Source organism: Nocardioides sp. Leaf285 (assembly GCF_001422955.1).
Taxonomy (GTDB): Bacteria; Actinomycetota; Actinomycetes; order Propionibacteriales; family Nocardioidaceae; genus Nocardioides; species Nocardioides kribbensis.
The window spans coordinates 1,002,468-1,028,647 of record NZ_LMNH01000003.1; the positions used below are offsets into that span (position 1 = coordinate 1,002,468).

The following is a 26,180-nucleotide window of genomic DNA, read 5'->3' on the forward strand; positions in this document are numbered from 1 at the left end:
GGCGGGCGGACGGGCCGTCGTGCGCGAGGATCAGCGGCCGGAGCCGACCGGCTCGCGCAGGTCGTCGGAGCCGAGGTCGGCGCCGAGGGCCACGGGGTGCGGATGGCGCACGGTCAGCAGGGCCCAGGTGGCGGAGGCCGCGATGAGGGCCGAGCCGAGCACGTGGAAGGCCACGAGCACGACGGGCAGGTCGGTGAAGTACTGCACGAAGCCGATGAGCCCCTGCGCCAGCTCGATCACGAGCAGCAGCGCCACCGCACGGCGGGTGCGTCGGGGCGCGCCGGTGGCGTGGACGGCGAAGAGCAGGCCGATGGTGAGGCCGAGGAGCAGGAAGACGCTGTCGGCGTGGAGCTGGCTGACCGACTCGGGGTCCAAGCCGTTGCGCTTCGCGTCGAGGTCGCCGGCGTGGGGCCCGGACCCGGTGACGACCGTGCCGACGTAGAGCACGGCCCAGGCCGCGGCGAAGGTCGACCATGCCAGCGCGACCACGGGCCCGCGGACGGCGGGGCCGACCCCGTCGACGACCTGCAGGAAGCGGACCGAGAGGCACACGATGGCCAGCGACAGCAGCAGGTGGAGCGAGACGACCCACGGGTTGAGCCCGGTCAGCACCGTGACGCCGCCGATCACGGCCTGCAGCGGGATGCCCAGGCCCATGAGCAGCGCGAGGGTGCGCAGCCGGCGGTCGCCGCTCTGCACGGCGGCCACGAAGGTCGCCACGGCGATCGCGGCGAGCACGAAGGTCAGTAGCCGGTTGCCGAACTCGATCGCGGCGTGCAGCGTCAGCTCGCCGTGGGGGGTGTAGGACCCCTCGAAGCACTCGGGCCAGGTGGGGCAGCCCAGCCCCGAGGCCGTCAGCCGCACGGCCGCGCCGGTGACCACCAGCACGGCGTTGGCCACCAGCGAGGCCCAGCCCAGGGGTCGCACGTAGCGGCCCAGGCCGGAGGGGCGGGCGGAGGGGCGGGCGGAGTACTCGGTCATTCCCACGTGAACGTCCTTGCGGTCGCGACGGTGCCGACGACGGTCCACGCCGCGAGCACCAGGAGGGCCGGCCAGGCGACCTGGCCGTCGATGAGGGCGTCGCGCATGGCGCCGCCGAGGGCCCCGGAGGGCAGCCAGCCGACGACCTCGCCGAACCCGCCGTACGCCGAGGCGGGCAGGACGACGGCGCCGCCGGCCATGAGGAGCAGGTAGACGAGGTTGGCGGCGGCCAGGGTCGCCTCCGCCCGCAGCACCCCGGCCACGAAGAGGCCGAGGGAGGCGAAGGCCGCGGTGCCGAGCACCACGGCGAGCACGCTGCCGGTGACGGCGCCGAGCGCGGAGCCGTCGGCGCCGGGCACGGGGCGCCAGCCGAGGGCCAGGGCGACCGCGGCGATCACCGCGACCTGGAGCACCTCGACGAGGAGCAGGGCGAGCACCTTGCCGGCCAGCAGGCCCGAGCGCGGCAGGGGCGAGGTGCCGAGGCGCTTGATCACGCCGTAGCGCCGCTCGAACCCGGTGGCGATGGCCAGCGAGGTGAAGGCCGTCGACATGACGGCCAGCGCCAGCACCCCGGGGGTGAACACGTCGACGGGCGTGGCCTCGAGGTCCAGCCCGACGCGGTCGGCGGCCAGGACGCCCCCGATCAGCACGATGACCGGGATGACGACGGCCAGCAGCAGCTGCTCGCCGTTGCGCAGCGTGAGCCGGGCCTCCATGCGCGCCTGGGCGAGCACCTGCCGGCCCAGCGGAGCGGCGCCCGGCCGGGGCGCGAAGGTGCCCGTGGCGGCGGGCACGGCCCGCTGGGTGGCGCTCATGGGGTCAGCTCCCGTCCGGTGAGGTCGAGGAAGACGTCCTCGAGCGTGCGGGTGCCGAGGGTCAGCGACTCCGGCAGCACCGCGTTGTCCTCGCACCAGCGTGACACCCGGGCCAGCGTGGAGGCGTCGGCCGGACCGGTCACCTGGAGGCTGAGGGAGTCGAGCAGCCGCACCTCGGTGCCGGGACCGAGGGCGGCGGTGAGCGACTCGGGGGCGCCCGGGGGGAAGGGGCGGGTCACCACGAGCCGGATCGTCGAGACCGTGCCGCCCCGCGTGAGCTCCAGCGGGGAGCCGGAGACGACGAGGCGGCCGTGGTCGATGATGTGGACGAGGTCGGCGAGCCGCTCGGCCTCCTCCATGTAGTGGGTGGTGAGGACGACGGTCACGCCGTCGCCGCGCAGCTCCTGGAGCAGCTCCCACACGGTGCGGCGCACGGCGGGGTCCATGCCGGCCGTCGGCTCGTCGACGAAGACCAGCTCGGGCCGACCGACGAGGGCCAGCGCGAGGCCGAGGCGCTGCTGCTGACCGCCCGAGAGGCGGCGGTAGGGGGTGCGCCCGCACTCGGCCAGGCCGAGACGCTCCGAGAGGAGCGCGGGGTCGAGCGGGTGGGCGTGCAGCGCCGCGACGTGGCGCAGCATCTCCATGGCCCGCACCCCGCTCCACGCGCCGCCGCCCTGGAGCATGACCCCGATGCGGGGGAGCAGCTCGCGTCGGTCGCGCACCGGGTCGAGCCCCAGCACCCGCACGGTGCCCGCCTGCGGCCGCCGGTAGCCCTCGCAGGTCTCCAGCGTGGTCGTCTTCCCGGCGCCGTTGGGGCCGAGCACGGCGGTGACGGAGCCCCGCGGCACGCGCAGCGACAGGGAGTCGACGGCGGTCTTGTCGCCGTAGCGCATCACCAGGCCGTCGACCTCGACGGCGGGGGCGTCGAGCGGATCGGCGGCGGGCACGCCCCCAGTCTAGGAAGCCGCACCCGGTGGCCACGAGGCGAGGTCGCCTCGCCGCGGCGGGGTGCGTGCGGCGGTGCCCTACCGTTGCCGTCCGTGAACCCCTTCGTCCTCGGTGCGGTGGTCGTCCTCGGCCTCGCCGTCGCCGTCCTGGCCGTCGTGCTCGTGGTGCGCGACGTCGCCGTGCGCCACAGCGACCTGCTCTTCGGCCTGATCGCGCTCCTGGAGCTGGCCCTGCTGGTGCAGCTGGTCACCGGGTCGGTGGCCCTGGCCGGCACGGAGCGTGACGTCGAGGGCGTCACCTTCGTCGCCTACCTGGTCACCAACCTGCTCGCGCTGCCGATCGGGGCCTTCTGGGCCCTGGCCGACAAGACCCGCGTGGGCGGGGCGGTGGTGCTGGTGACAGTGCTCACGGTGCTCGCTCTCCAGCTCCGCCTGGTCTCGATCTGGGCAGGGGCCTGAGGTGCGCGACCCCGCGCTGTCCTCCGGCGCCGGTCGCGTGCTGGTCGCGGTCTACGCCGTCTTCGCCGTCGCCGCCACGGGGCGCTCGGTGCTGCAGCTGGCCACCGAGCCGGGCCGCGCGCCCCTGGCGTACTCGCTCTCGCTGCTCGCCGCGGTGCTCTACGTGCTGGCCACGACCTGCCTGGTCGTGGGCGGCGCCCGCGCGTGGCGGGTGGCCGTCGTCGCCTGCTCGGTCGAGGCGGCCGGGGTCGTCGCCGTGGGGGCGCTGAGCCTGGTCGCCACCGACCTCTTCCCCGACCGGACGGTCTGGTCGCACTTCGGACAGGGCTACGGCTTCCTGCCCCTCGTGCTGCCGTTCGTGGGGCTGTGGTGGCTGCGCCGCACCCGCCCGGGGGAGCGCACCGGCAGGTAAGGGTCGCCTTCCTTGAACGGCCTCCGGCATTAACGGCACACTGGCGTTGTGGAATTCGACGAGACCTCCCTGCGCAGCGGCGACCAGCCGCGCGGCGGGGACCAGACGACGCGGCAGCGCGTCGCGCGGTCGATCCTCGTCAACGGCGCCTCCACCGCCGTGGCGCTCGCGGAGCGGCTCGACCTGACCCCGGCCGCCGTGCGCCGCCACCTCGACCAGCTGGTCGAGGAGGGCGCGGTGGAGTCGCGCGAGGCCCGCACCGCCACCCGGGGCCGGGGTCGACCCGCCCGGGCCTTCGTGCTGACCGAGCGGGGCCGCGAGGGCTTCGACCAGCAGTACGACGACCTCGCCGTCCAGGCCCTGCGCTTCCTCTCCGAGACCGGCGGCGACGACGCCGTGCGCGAGTTCGCCGAGCGCCGGGTGGGCTTCATCGAGGAGCGCTTCGGCGTCGTCGAGGCCGCCCACCCCGAGCTCACCCCCGCCCAGGTGCTCGCCCGGGTGCTGTCGGAGGAGGGCTACGCCGCCGCCGTGCGCGACGTGCCGGTGGGGGAGCAGCTGTGCCAGCAGCACTGCCCGGTCAGCCACGTGGCCCACGAGTTCCCCCAGCTGTGCGAGGCGGAGACGGCGGCCATCGGTCGCGTGCTCGACCGCCACGTGCAACGCCTGGCCACCATCGCCCACGGCGACGGGGTCTGCACCACCTGCATCCCCGACCTCCCGCAGCAGCACGACCCGCAGGACCCAGACCAGCAGCAGGCCTCCGGCCTCGCGCGCACCACCAGCCAGCAGTCCGCAACCAAGAAGGAGCAGGTCAGCTCATGACGACCATCGACGAGCGCAACCCCGAGCTCGAGGGCATCGGCCGCTACGACTTCGGCTGGGCCGACTCCGACGTCGCCGGCGCCACCGCCAAGCGCGGCCTCTCCGAGGAGGTCGTGCGCGACATCTCCTCCAAGAAGAGCGAGCCGCAGTGGATGCTCGACCTGCGCCTCAAGGGCCTCAAGCTCTTCGGCCGCAAGCCGATGCCGAGCTGGGGCTCGGACCTGTCGGGCATCGACTTCGACAACATCAAGTACTTCGTGCGCTCCTCGGAGAAGCAGGCCGCGACCTGGGACGACCTCCCCGAGGACATCAAGAACACCTACGACAAGCTCGGCATCCCGGAGGCGGAGAAGCAGCGCCTGGTCTCCGGCGTGGCCGCGCAGTACGAGTCGGAGGTCGTCTACCACTCGATCCGCGAGGACCTCGAGGAGCAGGGCGTGCTCTTCCTCGACACCGACACCGCGCTCAAGGAGCACCCGGAGCTCTTCCAGGAGTACTTCGGCACCGTGATCCCGGTCGGCGACAACAAGTTCGCCGCGCTCAACACCTCGGTGTGGTCGGGCGGCTCGTTCATCTACGTGCCCAAGGGCGTCCACGTGGACATCCCGCTCCAGGCCTACTTCCGCATCAACACCGAGAACATGGGCCAGTTCGAGCGCACGCTGATCATCGTCGACGAGGACGCCTACGTGCACTACGTCGAGGGCTGCACCGCGCCGATCTACTCCTCCGACTCGCTGCACTCCGCGGTCGTGGAGATCATCGTCAAGAAGGGCGGCCGCTGCCGCTACACGACCATCCAGAACTGGTCGAACAACGTCTACAACCTCGTCACCAAGCGCGCCACCTGCGAGGCCGGCGCGACCATGGAGTGGGTCGACGGCAACATCGGCTCCAAGGTGACGATGAAGTACCCCGCCATCTACCTCATGGGCGAGCACGCCAAGGGCGAGACGCTGTCCATCGCCTTCGCCGGCGAGGGCCAGCACCAGGACGCCGGCGCCAAGATGGTGCACGCCGCCCCCCACACCTCCTCCTCGATCCTGTCGAAGTCGGTGGCCCGCGGCGGCGGCCGCACCTCCTACCGCGGCCTGATCCAGGTCAACGAGGGCGCCCACGGCTCGAAGTCCAACGTGCTGTGCGACGCGCTGCTGGTCGACCAGATCAGCCGCTCCGACACCTACCCCTACGTCGACATCCGTGAGGACGACGTCTCGATGGGCCACGAGGCCAGCGTCTCCAAGGTTTCCGACGACCAGCTCTTCTACCTGATGAGCCGCGGCATGGAGCAGGACGAGGCCATGGCGATGATCGTGCGCGGCTTCGTCGAGCCGATCGCCAAGGAGCTGCCGATGGAGTACGCCCTCGAGCTCAACCGCCTCATCGAGCTGCAGATGGAGGGCGCGGTCGGCTGAGCCGGCCCGACCCGCCCCCTGCGCAGCCGCAGCGACCGACGTACCCACCAGCACCAGGAAGACACTTTTCGTGACTGTGACCGATGCTGCCCGCGAGAGCGTGGCATCCGCCCTCGAGGCCGACCAGGTGGTCAGCCACCTCAACCCGCCCGCGTCCTACGACCTCGCCGACCACCCGGTGCCCACCGGGCGCGAGGAGATCTGGCGCTTCACGCCGCTCAAGCGGCTGCGCGGGGTGCTCGAGGGCACGCCCTCCGACGACCGCCTGACGTGGGACACCACGCTGCCCGACGGCGTCACCGTGAGCACGATCAGCACCGCCGAGGCGCGCGCGCTCGGTGAGCTGGCGCCCAACGACCGGCCCTCGGCGCTGGCCGTGGAGCTCGCCGGCGGGGCCACGCTCGTCGACGTGCCGGCCGAGCTGGAGACCGACGGACCCGTGCTGATCGACCTGCACGGCGAGTCGGCCGACCAGCTGGTCTGGGGCCACCTGGTGATCCGCGTCGGCGCCTACGCCAAGGCCACGGTCGTGCTCACCCACACCGGCTCCGCGCGCTACTCCGCCACCACGTCGGTGCTCGTGGGCGAGGGCGCCCAGGTCAACGTGCTGACCCTCCAGGACTGGGACGACGACGCGGTCCACCTCGGCCGCGACGCCATCCGCGTCGGTCGTGACGCCACCGTGCGCCACACCGCGGTCTCCTTCGGCGGCGACCTGGTGCGCCTGCACGCCAACGTCGAGTACGACGGCCCCGGCGGCGACGCCGAGCTGCTCGGTCTCTACTTCGCCGACGCCGGCCAGCACCTCGAGCACCGCCTGTTCGCCGACCACAACGCCCCGAAGACCAAGAGCAACGTGGTCTACAAGGGCGCCCTGCAGGGCGAGGGCGCGCACGCGGTGTGGATCGGCAACGTCCTCATCCGCAAGGTCGCCGAGGGCATCGAGACCTACGAGGAGAACCGCAACCTGGTGCTCACCGACGGCTGCCAGGCCGACTCCGTGCCGAACCTCGAGATCGAGACCGGCGAGATCGAGGGCGCGGGCCACGCCTCGGCCGTCGGCCGCTTCGACGACGAGCAGCTGTTCTACCTGCGCTCGCGCGGCATCTCCGAGCCGGAGGCGCGCCGCCTGGTGGTGCACGGCTTCTTCAACGACCTCGTCCGCAAGGTCGGCGTGCCCTCGGTGGAGGAGAAGCTCCTCGCCACCGTCGAGGAGGAGCTGTCGAAGAACGTCCTGCAGGAGCTGTCCTGATGGGCTTCACCCGCGCCTGCGCGCTCGACGAGATCCCGACCGACGAGGGCTTCGCCGCCACCGTCGACGGTGTCGACGTGGCGCTGGCCCGCGAGGGCGAGGAGGTCTTCGCCCTGCAGGACCTCTGCTCCCACGCCGCCGTCGCGCTGAGCGAGGGCGAGGTCGCCCCGGGCGCCGGCGGGCAGTGCCAGATCGAGTGCTGGCTGCACGGCTCCCGCTTCGACCTGCGCACCGGCAAGCCCACCGGCTTCCCGGCCACCGAGCCCGTCGCGACCTTCCCCGTGGAGGTCCGCGACGGTGAGGTGCACGTCGACGTCACGACGACGCTGAACGGCGTCAAGCCGGCCTGAGCCGGCACCCCACCACTTCCGACCCGGCTCCTCCGAGCCACCCCACCAGGAGAAGGACCACACATGAGCACGCTGGAGATCAAGGACCTGCACGTCTCGGTCGACACCGAGGACGGGCCCAAGGAGATCCTCAAGGGCGTCACGCTGACCATCGGCGACAACGAGACCCACGCGATCATGGGCCCCAACGGCTCGGGCAAGTCGACCCTGGCCTACTCGATCGCCGGGCACCCCAAGTACACCGTCACCGGCGGCACCGTGACCCTCGACGGCGAGGACGTCCTGGCCATGAGCGTCGACGAGCGCGCCCGCGCCGGACTCTTCCTGGCCATGCAGTACCCCGTGGAGGTGCCCGGCGTCTCGGTGTCGAACTTCCTGCGCACCGCCAAGACCGCCATCGACGGCGAGGCCCCCAAGCTGCGCACCTGGGTGAAGGACGTCAACGGCGCCCTCGAGCGGCTCAACCTCGACCCGTCCTTCGGCACCCGCTCGGTCAACGAGGGCTTCTCCGGCGGCGAGAAGAAGCGCCACGAGATCGCCCAGCTCGAGCTGCTGGCCCCCAAGGTCGCCGTGCTCGACGAGACCGACTCCGGCCTCGACATCGACGCGCTCAAGATCGTCTCGGAGGGCGTCAACCGCTTCCGTGAGCAGGAGGGCAAGGGCGTGCTGCTGATCACGCACTACACCCGCATCCTGCGCTACATCACCCCCGACTACGTGCACGTCTTCGTCGACGGCAAGGTCGCCGACCAGGGCGGCCCGGAGCTGGCCGACCAGCTCGAGGCCGAGGGCTACGACAAGTACGTCAAGGCGGCGGTCTGACCATGTCGAGCCAGACCACGGCGCGCCTCGACGGCCTCCTGCCCGAGCTGGAGGTGATCCGCGCCGACTTCCCGATCCTGTCGCGGACCCTGGCCGACGGCCAGCCGCTGGTCTACCTCGACAGCGCCAACACCTCGCAGAAGCCGCAGTGCGTGATCGACGCGATGGTCGACCACCTCGAGCGGCACAACGCCAACGTCGCCCGCGCCATGCACCAGCTGGGCGCGGAGTCCTCGGAGGCCTTCGAGGCGGCCCGCGACAAGGTGGCGGCCTTCATCGGCGCTCCCAGCCGTGACGAGGTGCTCTTCACCAAGAACGCCTCCGAGGCGCTCAACCTGGTGGCCAACACCCTCGCGTGGGCCCGTGGCCCGCTCGAGGTGGGCGAGGGCGACGAGATCGTCATCACCGAGATGGAGCACCACTCCAACATCGTGCCGTGGCAGCTGCTCACCCAGCGCACGGGTGCGACGCTGCGCTGGTTCGGGCTGACCGACGAGGGCCACCTCGACCTCTCGGCCGTGGACGACCTCATCACCGAGCGCACCAAGGTCGTCTCGCTCACCTGGGTGTCGAACATGCTCGGCACCGTCAACCCGGTCGCGGCGATCACCAAGCGCGCCCACGAGGTCGGCGCCCTCGTCGTGGTCGACGCCTCCCAGGCCGCCCCGCAGCTGCCGATCGACCTCGCCGCCATGCCCGAGGACGAGCGGCCCGACTTCCTGGCCTTCACCGGCCACAAGGTCGTCGGGCCCACCGGGATCGGCGTGCTCTGGGGTGCCCGCGCGGTGCTCGAGGCGCTCCCGCCGTTCCTCGGCGGTGGCGAGATGATCGAGACCGTGCGCATGGAGTCCTCGACCTACGCCGGGATCCCGCACAAGTTCGAGGCCGGCACCCCGCCGATCGTCGAGGCCGTGGGCCTGGGCGCGGCCGTCGACTACCTCTCGGCCGTAGGTCTCGACGCGGTGCACGCCCACGAGCAGGCACTGACCGGCTACGCCCTCGAGGGCCTGGCCACGGTGCCCGGTCTGCGGGTGCTGGGCCCGCTCGACGCCCGCGAGCGCGGCGGCGCTATCTCCTTCGAGATCGACGGGGTCCACCCCCACGACGTCGCGCAGGTGCTCGACGTGCGCGGCATCGCCGTGCGGGCCGGCCACCACTGTGCGCGACCCGCGCACGCCCGCTTCGGTGTGCAGAGCTCCACGCGCATGTCGTCGTACCTCTACACGACGCCGACGGAGATCGACGCGCTCGTGGAGGCGCTGCACTACACGCGCAGCTACTTCAAGCTCTGAGCCCGCACCACCCGCACGACCCCGACCCGATCACCCCACACCGACCCCGGAGGGAGGCGGCCCGATGAGTGCCGAGCTCGACTCGCTGTACCAGGAGATCATCCTGGACCACTACAAGAACCCGCACCACAAGGGACTGCGCGACCCCTACGAGGCCGAGGTCCACCACGTCAACCCGACCTGCGGCGACGAGGTGACCCTGCGCGTGCACGTCGCCGACGGGGTCGTCGCCGACGTCTCCTACGACTCGGTGGGCTGCTCGATCTCGCAGGCCTCGGCCTCGGTGATGACCGACCTCGTCATCGGTAAGCCGGTCGCCGAGGCGATGGCGGTCCACGAGGAGTTCCTCGCCCTGATGCAGGGCAAGGGCACCGTGGAGCCCGACGAGGAGGTCCTCGAGGACGGCATCGCCTTCGCCGGTGTCGCCAAGTTCCCCGCGCGCGTGAAGTGTGCCCTGCTGTCGTGGATGGCCTGGAAGGACGCCACGACCCGTTCCCTGGAGGAGACCCCATGACCGAGACCTCGCCCACCCCCGACCACGCCGACCTCCCCGACGTGCCGGAGGCCGCCGCCGGCGGCGTCGGCACCTCGACGGTCAGCAAGGACGACGTCTACGAGGCGATGAAGGACGTCGTCGACCCCGAGCTCGGCATCAACGTCGTCGACCTCGGCCTGGTCTACGACCTGCACCTCGACGAGCGCAGCAACCTGGTCATCGACATGACGCTGACCTCGGCGGCCTGCCCGCTGACCGACGTCATCTCCGACCAGACCGACTCCGCCCTCGAGGGCCTGGTCAACGACGTGGCCATCAACTGGGTCTGGATGCCGCCGTGGGGCCCCGACAAGATCACCCCCGACGGCCGCGAGCAGCTGCGCGCCCTCGGCTTCAACGTCTGAGCCGAGCACCGGGGCCCCGCCCTCGACCCCGCGGCCTCACCGAGGGCCGCTGTGGTCGGGTGGCGGGGTTTGCGCGTCCCGGGGCCGGTGGGGCCCTCGTGGGTTGCTGAGGTGGCGCAATTGCTGAGGTCCGGTGGGGTCGGGTGGCGGGGTTTGCGTGGTTCGGGGCGGGTGGGGGGCTCGTGGGCTGCTGAAGTGGCGCAATTGCCGGCGGTCGGCGGTCGGCGCGGCCGCGTGCCCGACGGGCCGCCTGCGTAGGCTCCGGACATGACCGGCACCGACGACCCCGAGGCCCCGCCGCCGAGCGCCGAGGGGTTCGTGCCCGACCACCCCGAGGTGCGCGCCTTCTGGGAGCGGGCCCGGGTGCACGCCCGCCTCAACGTCGCACCGACCTACTTCGGCCCCACCACCCTGGAGGTGGTGCCCCCGCCGGCGTGGTCCTTCGGGTCCACCCCGGAGCAGGCCGACGCCCTGCTGGCCCTGGTGCTCGACGGCACCAAGACGGCCACGGCCAGCGCGGCCGAGGAGTACGGCGAGGAGCCGCTGCCCCGACCGGGTCAGCTCGGCATCCTCCTCGACGGTCGCGGTCGTCCGCGGGCGCTGGTGGAGACCACCGCGGTGGAGGTCGTCGCCTTCGACCGCGTCGACGCCGAGCACGCCCGCCTCGAGGGCGAGGGCGACCGCAGCCTCGCCCACTGGCGCGAGGTGCACGAGCGCTTCTTCGCCGAGACGGCCGGCCCCGGGCGCGGCTTCGAGCCGTCCATGCCGGTGGTGCTCGAGCGGCTGCGGGTGGTCTGGGCCGAGCCCGACGGCCCCGGCGGCCGGTGAGCGGCCCGGGCGGCGCCGCGGCGCGCGGCACCGGGGCGGAGACGGTCCTGGTGCCGCCCTCCCGGCTCGCGCGCTGGGTGGTCAACTTCCGCGCCCGCCACGGCGCCACGGCCCTCGCGGTGGCAGGAGGCGCGCTCACCGGGGCGGCGGAGGACTCCTCCACCTTCACGGCCCGACTGCCCTTCGACGCGGCGTACGCCGGCCTGCCCGACCCGGTCGCCTTCGCGGCCGGGGCCACGACGCCCGACGACTGGGGCCTGCTGCTGGTGCGCAAGGGCGGCTTCGCGGTGGCCCGGCTGAGCGGCGGGGCCACGGTGGCCTCCAAGGTCGGCCAGCGGCACGTGCAGGGCCGCACCAAGGCCGGCGGGCAGAGCCAGCAGCGCTTCGCGCGCCGCCGTGACAACCAGGCCCGTCAGGCCTACGAGGCCGCCGCCGACCACGCGGCCCGGCTGCTCGGCGACCTGGACGGTCCGCTCGTGGGCGGCGGCGACCGCACGGCGGTCGAGGAGGTGCTCGCCGATCCCCGCCTGCGTCGACTCGTGCCGGTCGAGCCGTGGCTGCCGGTGCCCGACCCCCGGCGGGCCGTGCTCGAGCAGGCGGCGCGCGACGCCGCGGCCGTGAGGGTCACGGTGGTCAACGCGGGCGCCGGGCCGGGGGAGCCGACGTGAGCACCCGGCTGCTGCTGCTCGCCGACACCCACCTGCCCACGCGGGCCAGGGCGCTGCCCGAGGAGGTGTGGGACGCGGTCGAGCGGGCCGACCTGGTCGTGCACGCCGGCGACTGGGTGGAGGTCGGCCTGCTCGACGAGCTGGAGGAGCGGAGCACCCGACTGGTGGGCGTCTGGGGCAACAACGACGGCCCCGCCCTGCGGGCCCGGCTGCCCGAGGTGGCGCGGGTCGAGGTCGAGGGCCTGCGCCTCGAGGTGGTGCACGAGACCGGCGACGCGCGCGGCCGGGAGCGGCGCTGCGACCTGGCCCACCCCGACACCGACCTGCTGGTCTTCGGCCACAGCCACGTGCCGTGGGACAGCGTCACCGACGGTGGCATGCGGTTGCTCAACCCCGGGTCGCCCACCGACCGGCGCCGCCAGCCGCACTGCACGTACCTGACGGCCACCCTCGCCGCGGGGGAGGTCCGCGACGTCGTGCTGCACCGGCTGCCACCACGGGTGCCGTCGGGTCGGTCCCCGCGTGCACCCGCGCGCCGCGCCTGATCTGCCGGCCTCGCGGCCCCGCAGGCCCTAGTCTCCCCAGCATGTGGCAGCCCGAGCCCGGCTGGCACCCGCTCCCCGGAGGCTCCGGCGCCTCCACCGTGGGGGCGTGGCGCGCGGTCCGCGGCGACCAGCCGGTGGTGGTGAAGCGGCTCGCCGCGCCCGTCGACGGCGACCCGCCGGAGCTGTCGGACCCCCACCACTTCGCGTACTGGCGCCGCGACGCCGACGTGGCCGGCGCGCTCGTGGTGGACCGTGCTCCGGGCCTGCGCCCCCCCGCGGTCTGCGACGTGGAGGAGGACCCCGACGGCATCACCCTGGTGCGCGAGTGGGTCGAGGACGCCGCCGTCAACGGGCTCTTCGCCGCGCACGCCATGGGCCGCTTCGCCGGGGCCGACCTCCCCGACCTGCCGTGGCTGGCCCGCGACCAGCTGCGCGACCGGCTGCGCCGCACCGAGCGCCGCGGCGGCTGGCCGACGCTGGCCCGCACGACCGTCGCCGACGTGGCCGACCACCTGTGGCGGCGGCGGGTGGTCTTCCTCGACGCCGTCGACGCGCTGCCGCAGGTCGCCCAGCACGGCGACCCGACGCCGGCCAACCTGCCGGGTCGAGCCGACGACGAGGTGGTCGCCATCGACTGGGGGAGCCTCGGCCGCGGGGCGGTCGGCGCCGACCTCGGCTACTACGCGCTCTCGGCGCGCGAGGAGTTCGAGCCCCTGCTCGACGCCTACCTGCTCGGGCTCCCCGCGGGGGTCGCGACCCGCGACCAGGCGGCGCTCGGTGCTCGGGTGACCGCGGTCTTCACCGCGCTCAGCCGCGCCGAGTGGGCGCTGGCGCGCGTGGCCGGGGGAGAGGGCGCCCTGGCCGGCAAGTACCGCCACCCCGCCGTCGCACCCCACCTGCGCGCCCTCCAGCGCCAGTTCCCCCTGGTCGAGGCGCTCCTCCAGCACTGACGGCGGCGCCCACGGAGCCGTCGGAGGCCCTCACAGGTCGTCGGTGGCGAAGGTGTCGCAGTCCTCCAGCGTCCCGCCGGCGTAGCCGACCCCGAACCAGCGCTGCCGTGAGGCCGACGAGCCGTGGGTCCAGCTCTCCTCGTCGACGGTGCCCTGGGCCTGCTGCTGGATCCGGTCGTCGCCGACCGCGGCGGCCGCGCCGAGGGCCTGGCGGATGTCGTCGTCGGTGAGCTCCGCGACCAGCACCTGCCCGGAGGCGTCCTCGGTCGTCGTGGCGGCGTGCGCCCACATGCCGGCGTAGCAGTCGGCCTGGAGCTCCAGTCGCACCGAGTCCGACCGCGGGCCCTCCTGGGTGCGGACCCGTCCCATCGTGCCCAGCAGGTTCTGGACGTGGTGGCCGTACTCGTGGGCCAGCACGTAGGGCTCCACGAAACCGCCGTCGGGTCCGCCGAGCTGGTCCTCGAGCACCTGGTCGAAGAAGGCGGTGTCGAGGTAGATCGTCTCGTCGGGCGGGCAGTAGAACGGCCCCACGGCCGAGGTCGCCTCGCCGCAGCCGTCGGTCGCGACCGACCCGGTGAAGGTCACCAGCGCCTGCTCGGCACGGAACCGCGAGCCGAGCTCCTCGGCCCAGAAGTCGGTGAGGGAGTTCTCCACCGCCACGCGGGCGCAGTCGGCGGAGGCGTTGGCGTCCTCGCCGGTCTCGCACCCGGCGTAGCGGTCGGTGCCCGCGTCCATCCGGCTCGTGTCGTACGCCGAGGAGCCCGCACCGCCCGGGTCGGAGCCCCCGCCGCCGACGCACTGGGTCAGCACCACGACGAGCACCACCAGCACCACGGCGCCGATGCCGCCGCCCCCGACCAGACCGCCCGGCAGCGCACTGCCCCCGCCGCCCCCGCCGCCCAGCGCGCCGCCGAGCGGTCCACCGGAGCGGGACGCACGACTGCGGCCGCGGTCGCGCGTGCGGCCGGTGTCGAGACGGGCCTTGGGGTTGAAGCGCATGGCGGGGCTCCTGTGTCGCATCGCACCCCGGGCGGAGGCGCTGGTGGTCGGGACGGCCCGCGCGCGGACCTAGACTGGTGACCCTATGATCACCGCCCACCAGCTCGAGGTCCGCGCCGGAGCCCGGCTGCTCATGGAGGACGTGAGCTTCCGCGTCGCCGCCGGGGACAAGGTCGGCCTGGTCGGTCGCAACGGCGCCGGCAAGACCACGCTCACCAAGATCCTCGCCGGCGAGGCGCTCCCCGCCGCCGGCAGCGTCACCAGCTCCGGCGACGTCGGCTACCTGCCCCAGGACCCGCGCACGGGCGACCCCGAGGTGATGGCGCGCGACCGGATCCTCAGCGCCCGCGGCCTCGACGACGTGGTGCGGCGGCTGCGCGACGCGGAGGAGCAGATGGCCTCCGAGGACCCGGCCGTGGCCGACAAGGCGATGCGCCGCTGGAGCCGCGCCGACGCCGAGCTGCACGCCGGTGGCGGCTACGCCGCCGAGTCGGAGGCCGCCACCATCGCCGCGAGCCTCGGCATCGAGGAGCGGCTGATGACCCAGCCGCTGAAGACCCTCTCCGGCGGTCAGCGCCGCCGCGTCGAGCTGGCCCGCATCCTCTTCTCCGGCGCCGAGGTGCTCATCCTCGACGAGCCCACGAACCACCTCGACGCCGACTCGATCGTGTGGCTGCGCGACTTCCTCAAGGCCCACAAGGGCGGCTTCATCGTGATCAGCCACGACAACGCCCTGCTCGAGGAGACCGTCAACAAGGTCATGCACCTCGACGCCAACCGCGCCGTCATCGACGTCTACAACATGGGGTGGCGCCACTACCTCACCCAGCGCGAGACCGACGAGAAGCGTCGGCGCCGCGAGCGGATGAACGCCGAGAACAGGGCCAAGACCCTCACCGACCAGGCCAACAAGATGCGGGCCAAGGCCAGCAAGGCCCAGGCCGCGCAGTCGATGCTCAAGCGCGCCGAGAAGATGATGGCCGGCATCGAGGGCGAGCGCGCCGCCGACAAGGTGGCCCGCATCCAGTTCCCCGCCCCGGCCGCCTGCGGCAAGACCCCCCTGACGGGTCAGGACCTCTCCAAGGCCTACGGGTCGCTGGAGGTCTTCACCGGCGTCGACCTGGCCATCGACAAGGGATCGCGCGTGGTCATCCTCGGCCTCAACGGCGCCGGCAAGACCACGATGCTGCGGATCCTCGCCGGCGTCGACCGCTCCGACACCGGCGAGGTCGTGCCGGGCCACGGGCTCAAGCTGGGCTACTACGCCCAGGAGCACGAGACCCTCGACACCAGCCGCACGGTCCTGGAGAACATGCAGAGCGCGGCCCCGCAGCTCACCGACACCGAGGCCCGCAGCGTGCTGGGCTCGTTCCTGTTCTCGGGCGACGACGCCAACAAGCCCGCAGCGGTGCTCTCGGGAGGGGAGAAGACCCGCCTCGCGCTGGCGAGCCTCGTGGTCTCCAGCGCCAACGTGCTGCTGCTCGACGAGCCCACCAACAACCTCGACCCGGCCTCCCGCGAGGAGGTGCTGGCCGCGATCCGCACCTACGAGGGCGCGATCATCCTGGTCACCCACGACGAGGGCGCGGTGCGCGCACTGGAGCCCGACCGCGTGCTGCTGCTGCCCGACGGCGACGAGGACCTCTGGAACGACGGCTACGCCGACCTGGTGTCGCTGGCCTGACCTCCGGGCCGGCGACGCGGTGTCGGCGGGGGTTCCTAGACTCCGGTCATGACCACCGCCCCCGCAGTCCCGCTCGACCCCGACCTGCTCGCCGCGGCCCACCTGCGGGTCGACCGCACCGGACCGGTGGTGACGGTGACCCTCGACCGGCCGGAGGCGCGCAACGCGCAGACGCCCACGACGTGGCGGGCGCTGGCCGCGGTCGGGGCCTCCCTCGACGACGACGTGCGCGTCGTGGTGCTGCGCGGTGCGGGCGCGAGCTTCTCCGCCGGCCTCGACCGCTCGATGCTCGACCCCACGCGGTCGGCGCCGGGCGTGGAGTCGGTGGTCGACCTGCTGGCCATGGACGACGCGGGCATGTCGGCGACCATCGACGACTACCAGCGCGGCTTCACCTGGCTGCGCGACCCGCGCTGGGTCTCGGTGGCGGCGGTGCAGGGCCACGCCATCGGTGCCGGCTTCCAGCTCGCCCTCTCCTGCGACCTGCGCGTGCTCGGCGACGACGCCCAGCTGTGCATGAAGGAGGCCGCCCTGGGCCTGGTGCCGGACCTCACGGGAACAAAACCCCTGGTCGAGGCGGTTGGCTACGCGAGGGCGCTGGAGATCTGTGCGATCGCCCGGGTGGTGCCGGCCGAGGAGGCCGTCAGCATCGGTCTCGCGCTGGCGGCCGTGCCGACCGACCAGCTCGACGACACGGTCGCACACCTCGTCGCCGCCCTGGTCGCCCCGATGAGCGGGGCGGTCCGCGAGACCAAGGCCCTGCTGCTCTCGGCGTCGAGCACCCCGCTCGAGGAGCAGCGTCGTCTGGAGCGCGAGGCGCAGGGTCGCCGGTTCCGCGAGCTCGCGGCGCTGGCCGGGGCCTGACCCGGGCCCCAGGGGCCTGACGGAGACGAGAGAAGGCGAGCGTGTCGGGGATGATGGGAGCAGGCGCCTCGTGGCGCAACCTGCGCGCTGACCGCAGCGTGATGGACAACCGCATCGAGGGACGCACGGTGCGCCGCGTGCTCGGCTTCGCGCGCCCCCACCGGCGCCTGATCGGCGTCTTCCTGCTCTTCACCGTCATCGACGCCGCCACCGTCGTGGTGACCCCGCTGCTGGTGCAGCGCATCGTCGACGACGGCATCCTCGCCGACGACCGCTCGGTGGTGACGGTGCTGGCGCTGGCCATGGCCGGCTTCGCCGTCTTCAGCGCGGTGCTGAGCGTGCTCAGCGCCTGGCTCTCCTCGCGCATCGGCGAGGGCCTCATCTACGACCTGCGCACCCAGGTGTTCGCCCACGTGCAGCGCCAGTCGATGGCCTTCTTCACCCGCACCCAGACCGGGGCCCTGGTGTCGCGGCTCAACAACGACGTGATCGGCGCCCAGCGCGCCTTCACCTCCACGCTGTCGAGCACGGTGTCCAACTCCATCGCCGTGGTCGTCGTGGGCATCACCATGCTCGCCCTCAGCTGGCAGGTCACGCTGCTGTGCCTGGCCATGTTCCCCCTGCTCTTCGCCGCGTCGCGGTGGGTGAGCAGCCGGCTGGCCGGCCTGACCCGACGCCAGATGGACGGCAACGCCAGCCTCGGCAACGTGATGACCGAGCGCTTCAACGTCAGCGGCGCGATGCTGCTCAAGCTCTTCGGGCGCCGCGGCGAGGAGGACGAGCTCTTCGGCGAGAAGGCCGCCGTCGTGCGCGACCTGGGGGTGCGGATCTCGCTGATCACCCGCATCTTCGGGGCGGCGATGATGCTCGTGCCCGCGCTCGCCACCGCCCTGGTCTACGGCGTGGGCGGCCAGCTGGCCATCAGCAGCCAGCTCACCGTGGGCACGCTCCTGGCCCTCGCCACGCTGCTCCTGCGCCTGCTCGGGCCGCTCCAGGGTCTCTCCAACGTGCGCATCGACGTCATGACCGCGCTGGTGAGCTTCGAGCGTGTCTTCGAGGTGCTCGACCTGCCGTCGCTGATCGAGGAGCGGCCCGGAGCGGTCGCGCTCCCGCCCTCGGCGTCCCGGGTCGAGTTCGACCGGGTCTCCTTCACCTACCCCGGGGGCGACCGCATCTCGCTGCGCTCCCTCGAGGCGGTCTCCCGCACCGAGGAGCACGACCCGGTGCAGGTGCTGCACGACCTGAGCTTCACCGCCGAGCCCGGCCGGATGGTCGCGCTCGTCGGCCCCTCGGGCGCCGGCAAGACCACGGTCACCCACCTCGTGGCCCGCCTCTACGACGTCGACTCCGGCACGGTGCGCGTCGACGGCCACGACGTGCGCGACGTGACCCTCCAGTCGCTGGAGGACGTCGTCGGCTACGTCACCCAGGACGCCCACCTCTTCCACGAGACGATCCGGGCCAACATGGTCTACGCCCGGCCCGACGCAGACGACGAGGCCATCTGGGCCTCGCTGGAGGCCGCGCAGATCGCCGGGCTCGTGCGTCGGCTGCCCGACGGTCTCGACACCGTGGTCGGCGACCGCGGCTACCGTCTCTCCGGCGGGGAGCGGCAGCGCCTGGCCATCGCCCGGCTGCTGCTGAAGGCTCCGTCGGTGGTGGTGCTCGACGAGGCGACCGCCCACCTCGACAGCGAGTCGGAGGCGGCCGTGCACCGCGCCCTCGACGCCGCGCTCGAGGGGCGCACGTCCCTGGTCATCGCCCACCGGCTTTCGACGATCCGTCAGGCCGACCTGATCCTGGTGCTGCACGAGGGTCGTATCGTCGCCCGCGGCACCCACGACGAGCTGCTGGCGGAGGGCGGGCTCTACGCCGACCTCTACCGCACCCAGTTCGTCGACGACACCACCTCCGACACCGCAGGAGTCTGACCATGGACCTCGGTCTGCGCGACACCGTCCACCTCGTCACGGGCGGCTCCCGCGGCCTGGGTCGTGCCACCGCGGAGGTGCTGCTCGCAGAGGGCGCCCGGGTCGTGGTCTCCGGCCGCAGCCAGGACTCCCTCGACGCCGCCCTGGCCGCCTGGCGCGACGCCGACGCGAGCATCCAGGACCGTGTGGTGGGGGTCGCGGCCGACAACGCCGACGCCGACACCCCGGCGCGGCTGCTCGACGCGGCCGACACGGCCTGGGGCCGCGTCGACGGCGCGCTGATCAGTGTCGGCGGGCCGCCGAAGGGCGCGGTGACCGACATCGACGACGCCCAGTGGACCGACGCCTTCGCCTCGGTGTTCCTCGGCGCGGTGCGACTCGCGCGCGAGGTCGGGGTGGCCCTGCCGGCCGGGGGAGCCCTGGCCATGGTGCTCTCCAGCAGCGTGCGTCAGCCACTGGCCTCGATGGCGGTCTCCAACGGGCTGCGGCCGGGGCTCGCCATGGTCGCCAAGACGTTGGCCGACGAGCTCGGACCGCGCGGGGTGCGGGTCAACGGCCTGCTCCCGGGGCGGGTCGCCACCGACCGTCTCGTCGAGCTCGACGCCGCCACCGGCGACCCCGACCGCGCCCGCGCCGCCGCGATCGCGTCGATCCCGCTGGGCCGCCAGGGCGACCCCGCGGAGTTCGGTCGCGCCGCCGCCTGGCTGCTCTCACCGGCCGCCTCCTACGTGAGCGGCGTCATGCTGCCCGTCGACGGCGGGCTGCTCCGCACCCTCTGACCGGCCCTCGCCGTCCCGGTCGGCGGCGAGCCACCGGCTCAGGCGTCCTCGCGCTGACGCTCCCGCTCGGCGGCCTCGCGGGCCTCGGCCTCCGCGCGCATGCGGGCGTAGGGGTGGTTGGTGCGCTTCTCCTTGCGCACCTTGGGGGGCTTCGGCCCTCCGGCCGCGGGCCGGTCGCCGCTGCGCCCGCCGCGCCACTCGTCGTAGGCGAGGTAGAGGAAGCCGAAGATCGCCAGCAGCCCGAAGAACCACCACTGCAGGCCGTAGAAGAAGTGGGGTCCGTTGTCGAGCTCGGGCAGCTCGACCGGCTCCAGCGCGGTGGCCGGGGCGGGGTCCTCCGAGCGCAGCTCGACGAACCCGTCGTAGACCTCGCGCTGCTGGGCCTGCCCGATCGCCTCGGCCGAGACGGCCCGGGTGGCGTTGTCCACGACCGCCGTGCTGTCGCCGCTGCCGTCGGCGCGCACGTAGCCGGTCACCGTCACCTCGCCGGCGGGCGGGTCGGGCACGTCGGCGGTGTCGAGGCCACGCGCGTCGGTGGCCATCCACCCGCGGTCGACCAGCAGCGACGTGCCCGAGGCGGTGACCAGCGGCACGACGACGTCGACGCCCGAGGCGCCGTCGCGGGTGCGGTAGCGCACGATGACGGTGTCGTCGGTGTCGTAGGTGCCGGTGGCGCTCACGACGCGCCACTCGTCGGCCTCGCCGACCTCGGTGTCGGTGCCGAGCACCTCGCCCACCGGTGCGGGGGCCTGGTCCTCGTTGGCCCGGACCACGGCGTTGCTCTCCTTGCGGTCGTCGAGCCGGTGGAACTGCCACTGGCCCAGCCACCACGTCGCCGTCGCGACCACGACGATGGCCAGCGCGAAGAGGGCCCACCGTCGGCTGAGGAGGAAGCGGAGCGAGCGCACACCCCGAGGCTATCGGGCCGCTCCACCCCGCCGGGCATCCCGCGGGGCGGTGCGCCCCGCCCGCGTGACGGGCCCCACGTAGGGTGGAGGCATGGCACTCACCTTGTTGGAGGACCGGTACGGCCGCGTCGCGACCGACCTGCGCGTCTCGCTCACCGACAAGTGCAACCTGCGCTGCTCCTACTGCATGCCGGAGGAGGGTCTCGACTGGCTGAGCAACGACAAGCTGCTCACCGACGACGAGATCGTGCGCCTGATCGGGATCGGCGTGGAGCACCTCGGCATCGAGGAGGTGCGCTTCACCGGTGGCGAGCCGATGGTGCGTCGCGGCCTGGTCGACATCGTGCGGCGCACCCGCGCGCTGGGACCCGACCTCGGCATCTCCATCACCACCAACGCGCTCGGTCTGGCCCGCAACGCCACCGCACTGGCCGAGGCCGGCCTCGACCGCGTCAACGTCAGCCTCGACACCGTGCGTGCCGACACCTTCCGCGAGATCACCCGCCGCGACCGGTTCCACGACGTCGTCGCCGGCCTCGCCGCCGCCCAGCAGGCGGGCCTGGGACCGGTCAAGGTCAACGCCGTCCTGCTGCGGGGCCAGAACGACGACCAGGCCGCCGAGCTGCTCGCGTGGTGTCTCGAGCGCGGCTACGAGCTGCGCTTCATCGAGCAGATGCCCCTCGACGCCCAGCACGGCTGGACCCGCGAGGGCATGATCACCGCCGACGAGATCTTCGCCGCCCTCGAGCGGTCGTTCACGCTGACTCCGGCCAGCGAGCCGCGTGGCAGCGCCCCCGCGGAGCTCTTCACCGTCGACGGCGGACCGGGCACCGTCGGGGTCATCGCGTCGGTCACCCGCCCCTTCTGCGGCGACTGCGACCGGGTGCGTCTCACCGCCGACGGCCAGGTGCGCAACTGCCTCTTCGCCCGCGAGGAGTCCGACCTGCGCCTGGCGATGCGCGAGGGGGCCTCCGACCGCGAGCTGGCCGACCGCTGGGTCATCGCCATGCGCGGCAAGCTCGCCGGCCACGGCATCGACGACCAGAGCTTCCTGCAGCCCGACCGCCCCATGTCGGCCATCGGGGGCTGAGCCCCGACCCGGGCCGCGTCGGGCGCGGGAGTGCTCCCGGGTCGGCCCAGGGCGGCAACGGGTCGGCTCAGGCGGGCTGGTGCGGCTCCACGTCGCGCAGGAACTGCCGCGCGGCGAGGAAGTCCGACAGCGACCCGCGGTGCTCGTCGCAGGCCAGCCACGTCTTGCGACGCTCGGCGGTGTGGAGCTTGGGGTTGTTCCACAGCAGCGCCCACGCCGCCGTGCTCCGGCACCCCTTGGCGGAGCAGGTGTCGGGGTCCGGGCCGCCCATCAGAGCTGCCGGCGAGCGCCGGACTCGAGCTCGGGGGCGCCGTAGGCGGTGTCGCGCAGGGCGAACCCGTCGGCACGGGTGGCGGTGGCGTTGGCCATGACCACGGCGAGGTAGGGCAGGATCAGGGCGCCGGCGATGAGGAACGGCCACAGCCAGTCGGCCCCGGCCAGGCCGGCGATGACGGCCCCCACGAAGCACAGCGAGCGCAGGCTCATCGACAGCAGGTAGCGCTTCTGGCGCACCGCGATGTCGGCGTTGCGGCTCTCCGCGGCGGTGGTGATGCGGACGGCGTCGTCGGTGCGTGTGCGGTCCCGGGCCATGACTCCCATCGTACGTCGGGAGGGGTGAGCACCCGACCCGGTGCGCAGGCCCTAGCATCGGCCCACGGCCCGGCCCGCTGCTGCGGCTCCACCGCCGAGCCCGGCTCCGACCCGCGCAGCCCGGCACACCACCCACGGAGGCACCATGAGCAACCGCACCTACCGCGTCACCGAGATCGTCGGCACCTCGCCCGAGGGCATCGACGCGGCCATCCGCAACGGCGTCGAGCGGGCCGGCAAGACCCTGCGCCACCTCGACTGGTTCGAGGTGACCCAGGTGCGCGGACAGGTCAAGGACGGCCAGGTCGAGCACTTCCAGGTCGGCATGAAGGTGGGCTTCCGCCTCGAGGACGAGTGACCCGCCCCGGGCCGCAGCAGGCCCGCAGGTGACCCACGCCGCTCCGCGCGGCGTAGGTCTACCCCGCGGTAATCGCTAGCGTCGGGCGACGTGAGCGAAACGACACCGGCCCCGGCCCCCCACGGCGACCCCACCGCGCCGCCCGCCCGCGAGCCCCGCTCGGTCCTGGTGACCGGTGGCAACCGCGGCATCGGCCGTGCGATCGCCGAGGCCTTCCTGGCCCAGGGCGACAAGGTGGCGGTCACCACCCGCAGCGGAGGCGCCCCCGAGGGCGCCCTCGACGTGCGCTGCGACGTCACCGACGCCGCAGCGGTCGACGCCGCCTTCACCGAGATCGAGGCCGCGCACGGCCCCGTGGAGGTGCTGGTGGCCAACGCCGGCATCACCGCCGACACCCTGCTGCTGCGCATGTCGGAGGACGACTGGTCGAGCGTCATCGACACCAACCTCACCGGCTCCTTCCGCCTGGCCAAGCGCGCCGCCAAGGGCATGCTGCGCCTGCGTCGGGGACGCATCATCCTCATCTCCTCCGTGGTCGGCCTCCTGGGATCGCCCGGCCAGGTCAACTACGCCGCCTCCAAGGCCGGCCTCGTCGGCATGGCCCGGTCGCTGGCCCGCGAGCTGGGATCGCGCTCGATCACCACCAACGTGGTGGCGCCCGGCTTCATCGAGACCGACATGACCGCGGCGCTCCCCGAGGAGCAGCAGGCGGAGTACAAGGCGCGCATCCCTCTCGGACGCCTCGGCGCCGCCGAGGAGGTCGCGCAGACCGTCACCTGGCTGGCCGGTCCCGGTGCGGCGTACGTCACCGGCGCGGTGATCCCCGTCGACGGCGGCCTCGGCATGGGGCACTGAGCCCCACCCCGCCCCGGCCCACCAGCAGCGCCCCGCCGGCGTCCCGGCACCACCCAGCAGACCAGCAGCGCGCGGCCCCCACGGTCGCGGCGCACCGGACCACAAGGAGCACACGATGGGCATTCTCGACGGCAAGCGGATCCTGGTGGCCGGGGTGACGATGGACTCCTCCATCGGCTTCGCCACCGCCAAGGTCGCCCAGGAGCAGGGCGCCACCGTGCTCATCTCCAACTTCGGGCGCGCGCTCAACATCACCAGGCGCATCGCCAAGCGGCTCCCGGTGGAGCCGCCGGTCCTCGAGCTCGACGTCACCGACCCCGACCACCTGGCCCGCCTGCCCGAGCTGGTCGGCGAGCACGTCGACGGTCTCGACGGCGTGGTGCACTCCATCGCCTACGGCAACCCCGAGACGCTGCTCGGCGGCAAGTTCATGTCGGGGCCCTGGGAGGACGTGTCGCAGGCCGTGCAGGTCTCCGCCTACTCCCTGAAGTCGCTCACCGACGCGTGCCGGCCGCTGATGGGGGGAGGCGGCTCGGTCGTCGGGCTCACCTTCGACGCCACGGTGGCCTGGCCGGCCTACGACTGGATGGGCGTGGCCAAGGCGGCGCTGGAGTCCTGCTCGCGCTACCTGGCCCGCGACCTGGGCCCGGAGGGCATCCGGGTCAACCTGGTGGCCGCCGGCCCCCTGAAGACGCTCGCCGCCAAGGCCATCCCCGGCTTCGAGGACCTCGACCAGATGTGGTCGACCAAGGCGCCGCTGGGGTGGGACAACACCGACCAGGAGCCGACCGCCAAGGCCGTGGTGGCCCTGCTGTCGGACTTCTTCCCCGCGACGACCGGCGAGATCGTCCACGTCGACGGCGGCTTCCACGCGATGGGCGGCTGAGCCCGCCCACCCGGTAGCGTCGCGCGGGTGACTTCCCTCGTCGAGATCCGGGTCCTGGAGGGACCGAACCTCTACTTCCCCCGGGCGGCGATCAAGCTGACCCTCGACATCGCGGCCCTCTCGGCCGCGCCCGACGCCACCGCGGCCCGCTTCGCGCGGCGCATCGGCCTGCGCAACGCCCGGCCGGGCTCGGCGCACTCCGGGTTCCGGCAGCGCTTCGCCCTGCGGGCGGTGGGCCGCCTGGTGCGGGCGATCGCCGTCGAGAGCGGTACGTCGCGCCTGGCGGTGCGGGTGCGGCCCAGCAGCGACCCGGAGCGGATCGTGGTCGCCTACCCCTGGGCCCACCGCGAGCGGGCCCAGGAGATGGGACGCGCCGTCGCCGCGGTGCTCGACGCGCTGCCGGACGCCGACTCCACCGTCGACCTGGAGGAGGCGGTCAGCGCCGCGGCCCGCCAGGTGGCCGCGAGCCCCGCCGGCGCCCCGCCGCACACGATCGTGCCGCGGATCCCCGTCGTGGCGGTCACCGGCACCAACGGCAAGACCACGACCTCGCGCATGGTCGCCCACATCGGCCGCACCTGGGGCAAGCTGGTCGGCTGGTCCAACACCGACGGCATCTACATCGACGGCGAGATGGTCGAGGCCGGCGACTACTCCGGCCCCTCCGGGGCGGGCCGGATCCTGGCCCACGAGCAGGTCGAGCTCGCCGTCACCGAGACCGCCCGCGGCGGGATCCTGCTCAAGGGCATCGGACTGACCCGCAACGACGTCTCGGTGGTCACCAACGTCTCGGCCGACCACCTCGGGCTCCACGGCATCGACACCCTCGACCAGCTCGCGGAGGTCAAGGGCGTGGTGCCGCGCATCACCCGGCGCAGCGGCTGGGCGGTGCTCAACGGCGACGACCCCCGGGTGCTGGCCATGCGCCACGAGATCAAGGCCCGGCCGTGGGTGTTCTCCCGCGACCCCGACTCCCCGGCCATCCGCGAGGTGCTGTCGGTGCGCGGGCGCGCCACGACCGTCATCGACGGCTGGGTCTGCGTGCTCACCGCCAGCTCCGACCCCGACCCGCTCGTGGAGCTGGTCGAGGTGCCGATGACCCTGGCCGGCCTGTCGCGCTTCAACGTCGAGAACACCCTCGCGGCGGCCTCGGCGGCCCTGGCCGTGGGGGTGCCCCGCGACGTGGTGGTCGAGGGGCTGCGCACCTTCCGCCCCGACGCCGAGCACAACCCGGGGCGGATGAACTTCTTCAGCGTCGGCGAGGTCTCGGTCGTCATCGACCTGGCCCACAACGAGGCCGGCCTCGAGGCGCTCTTCGAGATCATGAACGGCGTGCGGGCGCCCGGCTCGCGGCTGCTGCTGGGCCTCGGGGTGGTGGGCGACCGCACCGACGAGCTGATCGAGAAGCTGGGCGAGATCGCCGCCCGCGACAGCGACGTCGTGGCCATCGGTCACAAGGAGAAGTACTTCCGCGGGCGCACGGCCGCCGAGCTGGAGGACCTGATGCGCGGCGGGGCCGAGCGGGTCGGGGTCACCGGGGTGCCGGCGTACCCGACCGAGGTGGCCTGCCTCTCGGCCCTCGTGGGGCAGGCGCTGCCCGGCGACGTCGTGGGGCTGATGTGCCACGCCGAGCGCGAGGAGGTCTACGCCTGGATCGCCGAGCAGGGCGGCACGCCCGACTCCGCCGGGACGCTGGCCGCCAAGGTGCGCGCGGCCGCCCTCCCGTCCTCCTAGCCCGCGGTGGCAGGATCGTGACCGAGACCACAGCTCGTCACGA

30 protein-coding genes are annotated in these 26,180 nt (G+C 73.4%); 23 read left to right on the forward strand and 7 right to left on the reverse strand.

Annotated elements, in window-relative coordinates:
- Positions 1 to 30: 30 nt before the first annotated feature.
- From ASF47_RS13000 to ASF47_RS13010, 3 genes are read right to left on the reverse strand one after another with little or no spacing between them, the layout of a single operon-like run.
- Positions 31 to 981, reverse strand: a complete 951-nt coding sequence (locus tag ASF47_RS13000) for a COX15/CtaA family protein (protein WP_156697882.1) — start codon at positions 979 to 981, stop codon at positions 31 to 33.
- On the reverse strand, positions 978 to 1,796 hold the full coding sequence (locus ASF47_RS13005; RefSeq protein ID WP_056864344.1) for an ABC transporter permease: 819 nt from the start codon (positions 1,794 to 1,796) through the stop codon (positions 978 to 980). The genes ASF47_RS13000 and ASF47_RS13005 overlap by 4 nt, the downstream gene beginning before the upstream one ends.
- Positions 1,793 to 2,743 carry an ABC transporter ATP-binding protein gene (locus ASF47_RS13010; RefSeq protein WP_235558739.1) on the reverse strand — a complete coding sequence of 317 codons (951 nt, stop codon included), beginning with the start codon at positions 2,741 to 2,743 and terminating at the stop codon, positions 1,793 to 1,795. The genes ASF47_RS13005 and ASF47_RS13010 overlap by 4 nt, the downstream gene beginning before the upstream one ends.
- A gap of 93 nt (positions 2,744 to 2,836) precedes the next feature.
- Between ASF47_RS13010 and ASF47_RS13015 the strand changes: the two genes are divergently transcribed.
- The 14 genes from ASF47_RS13015 to ASF47_RS13080 all read left to right on the forward strand — a co-directional run bounded on the left by ASF47_RS13015 (position 2,837) and on the right by ASF47_RS13080 (position 13,458).
- Positions 2,837 to 3,202, forward strand: a complete 366-nt coding sequence (locus ASF47_RS13015) for a hypothetical protein (protein WP_056864345.1) — start codon at positions 2,837 to 2,839, stop codon at positions 3,200 to 3,202.
- Between the two features lies 1 nt (position 3,203).
- Positions 3,204 to 3,614, forward strand: a complete 411-nt coding sequence (locus ASF47_RS13020) for a hypothetical protein (RefSeq protein WP_056864346.1) — start codon at positions 3,204 to 3,206, stop codon at positions 3,612 to 3,614.
- A gap of 48 nt (positions 3,615 to 3,662) precedes the next feature.
- Positions 3,663 to 4,436: a helix-turn-helix transcriptional regulator gene (locus ASF47_RS13025; RefSeq protein WP_056864347.1), complete on the forward strand. Its 774-nt coding sequence runs from the start codon at positions 3,663 to 3,665 to the stop codon at positions 4,434 to 4,436.
- Entirely contained in the window at positions 4,433 to 5,851 is a 1,419-nt protein-coding gene (sufB, locus tag ASF47_RS13030; protein ID WP_056864348.1) for a Fe-S cluster assembly protein SufB, read from the forward strand. Before ASF47_RS13025 ends, sufB begins: the two co-directional genes overlap by 4 nt.
- 100 nt (positions 5,852 to 5,951) lie before the next feature.
- Positions 5,952 to 7,103, forward strand: a complete 1,152-nt coding sequence (gene sufD / locus ASF47_RS13035; RefSeq protein WP_235558740.1) for a Fe-S cluster assembly protein SufD — start codon at positions 5,952 to 5,954, stop codon at positions 7,101 to 7,103.
- The gene (locus ASF47_RS13040) at positions 7,103 to 7,453 is read left to right on the forward strand and encodes a non-heme iron oxygenase ferredoxin subunit (RefSeq protein ID WP_056864350.1); all 351 of its coding nucleotides are present in this window, start codon (positions 7,103 to 7,105) and stop codon (positions 7,451 to 7,453) included. Before sufD ends, ASF47_RS13040 begins: the two co-directional genes overlap by 1 nt.
- Positions 7,454 to 7,516: 63 nt before the next feature.
- Positions 7,517 to 8,275: a Fe-S cluster assembly ATPase SufC gene (gene sufC / locus ASF47_RS13045; RefSeq protein WP_056864351.1), complete on the forward strand. Its 759-nt coding sequence runs from the start codon at positions 7,517 to 7,519 to the stop codon at positions 8,273 to 8,275.
- Positions 8,276 to 8,277: 2 nt separating this feature from the next.
- Positions 8,278 to 9,567 carry a cysteine desulfurase gene (locus tag ASF47_RS13050; RefSeq protein ID WP_056864352.1) on the forward strand — a complete coding sequence of 430 codons (1,290 nt, stop codon included), beginning with the start codon at positions 8,278 to 8,280 and terminating at the stop codon, positions 9,565 to 9,567.
- Between the two features lie 64 nt (positions 9,568 to 9,631).
- Positions 9,632 to 10,081, forward strand: coding sequence for a Fe-S cluster assembly sulfur transfer protein SufU (gene sufU, locus ASF47_RS13055; RefSeq protein ID WP_056864353.1), 450 nt, complete (start codon positions 9,632 to 9,634; stop codon positions 10,079 to 10,081).
- Complete coding sequence (locus ASF47_RS13060) at positions 10,078 to 10,467, forward strand: metal-sulfur cluster assembly factor (RefSeq protein ID WP_056864354.1); 390 nt, start codon at positions 10,078 to 10,080, stop codon at positions 10,465 to 10,467. The genes sufU and ASF47_RS13060 overlap by 4 nt, the downstream gene beginning before the upstream one ends.
- A 267-nt stretch (positions 10,468 to 10,734) precedes the next feature.
- Positions 10,735 to 11,295 carry an ASCH domain-containing protein gene (locus ASF47_RS13065; protein WP_082500269.1) on the forward strand — a complete coding sequence of 187 codons (561 nt, stop codon included), beginning with the start codon at positions 10,735 to 10,737 and terminating at the stop codon, positions 11,293 to 11,295.
- 50 nt (positions 11,296 to 11,345) lie between these two features.
- Positions 11,346 to 11,963 carry an acVLRF1 family peptidyl-tRNA hydrolase gene (locus ASF47_RS13070; protein ID WP_235558741.1) on the forward strand — a complete coding sequence of 206 codons (618 nt, stop codon included), beginning with the start codon at positions 11,346 to 11,348 and terminating at the stop codon, positions 11,961 to 11,963.
- Positions 11,960 to 12,508, forward strand: a complete 549-nt coding sequence (locus ASF47_RS13075; protein ID WP_056864356.1) for a metallophosphoesterase family protein — start codon at positions 11,960 to 11,962, stop codon at positions 12,506 to 12,508. Before ASF47_RS13070 ends, ASF47_RS13075 begins: the two co-directional genes overlap by 4 nt.
- A gap of 41 nt (positions 12,509 to 12,549) precedes the next feature.
- On the forward strand, positions 12,550 to 13,458 hold the full coding sequence (locus ASF47_RS13080; protein WP_056864357.1) for a hypothetical protein: 909 nt from the start codon (positions 12,550 to 12,552) through the stop codon (positions 13,456 to 13,458).
- Positions 13,459 to 13,488: 30 nt separating this feature from the next.
- On the opposite strand, the gene ypfJ is transcribed toward ASF47_RS13080, so the two are convergent.
- Entirely contained in the window at positions 13,489 to 14,457 is a 969-nt protein-coding gene (gene ypfJ / locus ASF47_RS13085; protein WP_056864358.1) for a KPN_02809 family neutral zinc metallopeptidase, read from the reverse strand.
- Positions 14,458 to 14,542: 85 nt separating this feature from the next.
- Between ypfJ and abc-f the strand changes: the two genes are divergently transcribed.
- From abc-f to ASF47_RS13105, 4 genes are read left to right on the forward strand one after another with little or no spacing between them, the layout of a single operon-like run.
- The gene (abc-f, locus tag ASF47_RS13090; RefSeq protein WP_056864359.1) at positions 14,543 to 16,141 is read left to right on the forward strand and encodes a ribosomal protection-like ABC-F family protein; all 1,599 of its coding nucleotides are present in this window, start codon (positions 14,543 to 14,545) and stop codon (positions 16,139 to 16,141) included.
- Between the two features lie 48 nt (positions 16,142 to 16,189).
- Positions 16,190 to 17,005: an enoyl-CoA hydratase/isomerase family protein gene (locus ASF47_RS13095; protein WP_056864360.1), complete on the forward strand. Its 816-nt coding sequence runs from the start codon at positions 16,190 to 16,192 to the stop codon at positions 17,003 to 17,005.
- 50 nt (positions 17,006 to 17,055) lie between these two features.
- Positions 17,056 to 18,936 (forward strand): ABC transporter ATP-binding protein, encoded by a 1,881-nt coding sequence (locus ASF47_RS13100; RefSeq protein WP_056864361.1) that lies wholly within the window; start codon positions 17,056 to 17,058, stop codon positions 18,934 to 18,936.
- Positions 18,937 to 18,938: 2 nt separating this feature from the next.
- Positions 18,939 to 19,715 (forward strand): SDR family oxidoreductase, encoded by a 777-nt coding sequence (locus tag ASF47_RS13105; protein ID WP_056864362.1) that lies wholly within the window; start codon positions 18,939 to 18,941, stop codon positions 19,713 to 19,715.
- Positions 19,716 to 19,753: 38 nt separating this feature from the next.
- Here ASF47_RS13105 and ASF47_RS13110 read toward each other — a convergent pair whose 3' ends face one another.
- The gene (locus tag ASF47_RS13110) at positions 19,754 to 20,623 is read right to left on the reverse strand and encodes an SURF1 family cytochrome oxidase biogenesis protein (RefSeq protein ID WP_056864363.1); all 870 of its coding nucleotides are present in this window, start codon (positions 20,621 to 20,623) and stop codon (positions 19,754 to 19,756) included.
- A 91-nt stretch (positions 20,624 to 20,714) separates the two neighbouring features.
- Here ASF47_RS13110 and moaA point away from each other — a divergent pair, with 91 nt between their 5' ends.
- Positions 20,715 to 21,713, forward strand: coding sequence for a GTP 3',8-cyclase MoaA (gene moaA / locus ASF47_RS13115; RefSeq protein WP_193660901.1), 999 nt, complete (start codon positions 20,715 to 20,717; stop codon positions 21,711 to 21,713).
- Positions 21,714 to 21,780: 67 nt separating this feature from the next.
- Here the strand turns inward: moaA and ASF47_RS13120 are convergent, their stop codons facing one another.
- Positions 21,781 to 21,984, reverse strand: a complete 204-nt coding sequence (locus tag ASF47_RS13120; protein WP_056864364.1) for a hypothetical protein — start codon at positions 21,982 to 21,984, stop codon at positions 21,781 to 21,783.
- Positions 21,984 to 22,304 carry a DUF3099 domain-containing protein gene (locus ASF47_RS13125; protein WP_056864365.1) on the reverse strand — a complete coding sequence of 107 codons (321 nt, stop codon included), beginning with the start codon at positions 22,302 to 22,304 and terminating at the stop codon, positions 21,984 to 21,986. The genes ASF47_RS13120 and ASF47_RS13125 overlap by 1 nt, the downstream gene beginning before the upstream one ends.
- 145 nt (positions 22,305 to 22,449) lie before the next feature.
- Between ASF47_RS13125 and ASF47_RS13130 the strand changes: the two genes are divergently transcribed.
- From ASF47_RS13130 to ASF47_RS13145, 4 genes are all read left to right on the forward strand, one after another.
- Positions 22,450 to 22,662 (forward strand): dodecin, encoded by a 213-nt coding sequence (locus ASF47_RS13130; protein ID WP_056864366.1) that lies wholly within the window; start codon positions 22,450 to 22,452, stop codon positions 22,660 to 22,662.
- A gap of 165 nt (positions 22,663 to 22,827) precedes the next feature.
- Positions 22,828 to 23,517 carry a 3-oxoacyl-ACP reductase FabG gene (gene fabG, locus ASF47_RS13135; protein ID WP_227488487.1) on the forward strand — a complete coding sequence of 230 codons (690 nt, stop codon included), beginning with the start codon at positions 22,828 to 22,830 and terminating at the stop codon, positions 23,515 to 23,517.
- A gap of 115 nt (positions 23,518 to 23,632) precedes the next feature.
- Positions 23,633 to 24,403: an enoyl-ACP reductase FabI gene (fabI, locus tag ASF47_RS13140; RefSeq protein WP_056864367.1), complete on the forward strand. Its 771-nt coding sequence runs from the start codon at positions 23,633 to 23,635 to the stop codon at positions 24,401 to 24,403.
- Positions 24,404 to 24,430: 27 nt separating this feature from the next.
- On the forward strand, positions 24,431 to 26,137 hold the full coding sequence (locus ASF47_RS13145) for a Mur ligase family protein (protein ID WP_056864368.1): 1,707 nt from the start codon (positions 24,431 to 24,433) through the stop codon (positions 26,135 to 26,137).
- The last annotated feature ends 43 nt before the right edge of the window (positions 26,138 to 26,180 follow it).

Bases quoted from the DNA above. Each gene is read 5' to 3' on its own strand.
- ASF47_RS13000 (WP_156697882.1), bottom strand. From the start codon at position 981: ATGACCGAGTACTCCGCCCGCCCCTCCGCCCGCCCCTCCGGCCTGGGC.
- ASF47_RS13005 (WP_056864344.1), bottom strand. From the start codon at position 1,796: ATGAGCGCCACCCAGCGGGCCGTGCCCGCCGCCACGGGCACCTTCGCG.
- sufB (WP_056864348.1), top strand. From the start codon at position 4,433: ATGACGACCATCGACGAGCGCAACCCCGAGCTCGAGGGCATCGGCCGC.
- ASF47_RS13040 (WP_056864350.1), top strand. From the start codon at position 7,103: ATGGGCTTCACCCGCGCCTGCGCGCTCGACGAGATCCCGACCGACGAG.
- sufC (WP_056864351.1), top strand. From the start codon at position 7,517: ATGAGCACGCTGGAGATCAAGGACCTGCACGTCTCGGTCGACACCGAG.
- ASF47_RS13050 (WP_056864352.1), top strand. From the start codon at position 8,278: ATGTCGAGCCAGACCACGGCGCGCCTCGACGGCCTCCTGCCCGAGCTG.
- sufU (WP_056864353.1), top strand. From the start codon at position 9,632: ATGAGTGCCGAGCTCGACTCGCTGTACCAGGAGATCATCCTGGACCAC.
- ASF47_RS13060 (WP_056864354.1), top strand. From the start codon at position 10,078: ATGACCGAGACCTCGCCCACCCCCGACCACGCCGACCTCCCCGACGTG.
- ASF47_RS13065 (WP_082500269.1), top strand. From the start codon at position 10,735: ATGACCGGCACCGACGACCCCGAGGCCCCGCCGCCGAGCGCCGAGGGG.
- ASF47_RS13080 (WP_056864357.1), top strand. From the start codon at position 12,550: ATGTGGCAGCCCGAGCCCGGCTGGCACCCGCTCCCCGGAGGCTCCGGC.
- ypfJ (WP_056864358.1), bottom strand. From the start codon at position 14,457: ATGCGCTTCAACCCCAAGGCCCGTCTCGACACCGGCCGCACGCGCGAC.
- abc-f (WP_056864359.1), top strand. From the start codon at position 14,543: ATGATCACCGCCCACCAGCTCGAGGTCCGCGCCGGAGCCCGGCTGCTC.
- ASF47_RS13095 (WP_056864360.1), top strand. From the start codon at position 16,190: ATGACCACCGCCCCCGCAGTCCCGCTCGACCCCGACCTGCTCGCCGCG.
- ASF47_RS13100 (WP_056864361.1), top strand. From the start codon at position 17,056: ATGATGGGAGCAGGCGCCTCGTGGCGCAACCTGCGCGCTGACCGCAGC.
- ASF47_RS13105 (WP_056864362.1), top strand. From the start codon at position 18,939: ATGGACCTCGGTCTGCGCGACACCGTCCACCTCGTCACGGGCGGCTCC.
- moaA (WP_193660901.1), top strand. From the start codon at position 20,715: ATGGCACTCACCTTGTTGGAGGACCGGTACGGCCGCGTCGCGACCGAC.
- ASF47_RS13120 (WP_056864364.1), bottom strand. From the start codon at position 21,984: ATGGGCGGCCCGGACCCCGACACCTGCTCCGCCAAGGGGTGCCGGAGC.
- ASF47_RS13125 (WP_056864365.1), bottom strand. From the start codon at position 22,304: ATGGCCCGGGACCGCACACGCACCGACGACGCCGTCCGCATCACCACC.
- ASF47_RS13130 (WP_056864366.1), top strand. From the start codon at position 22,450: ATGAGCAACCGCACCTACCGCGTCACCGAGATCGTCGGCACCTCGCCC.
- fabI (WP_056864367.1), top strand. From the start codon at position 23,633: ATGGGCATTCTCGACGGCAAGCGGATCCTGGTGGCCGGGGTGACGATG.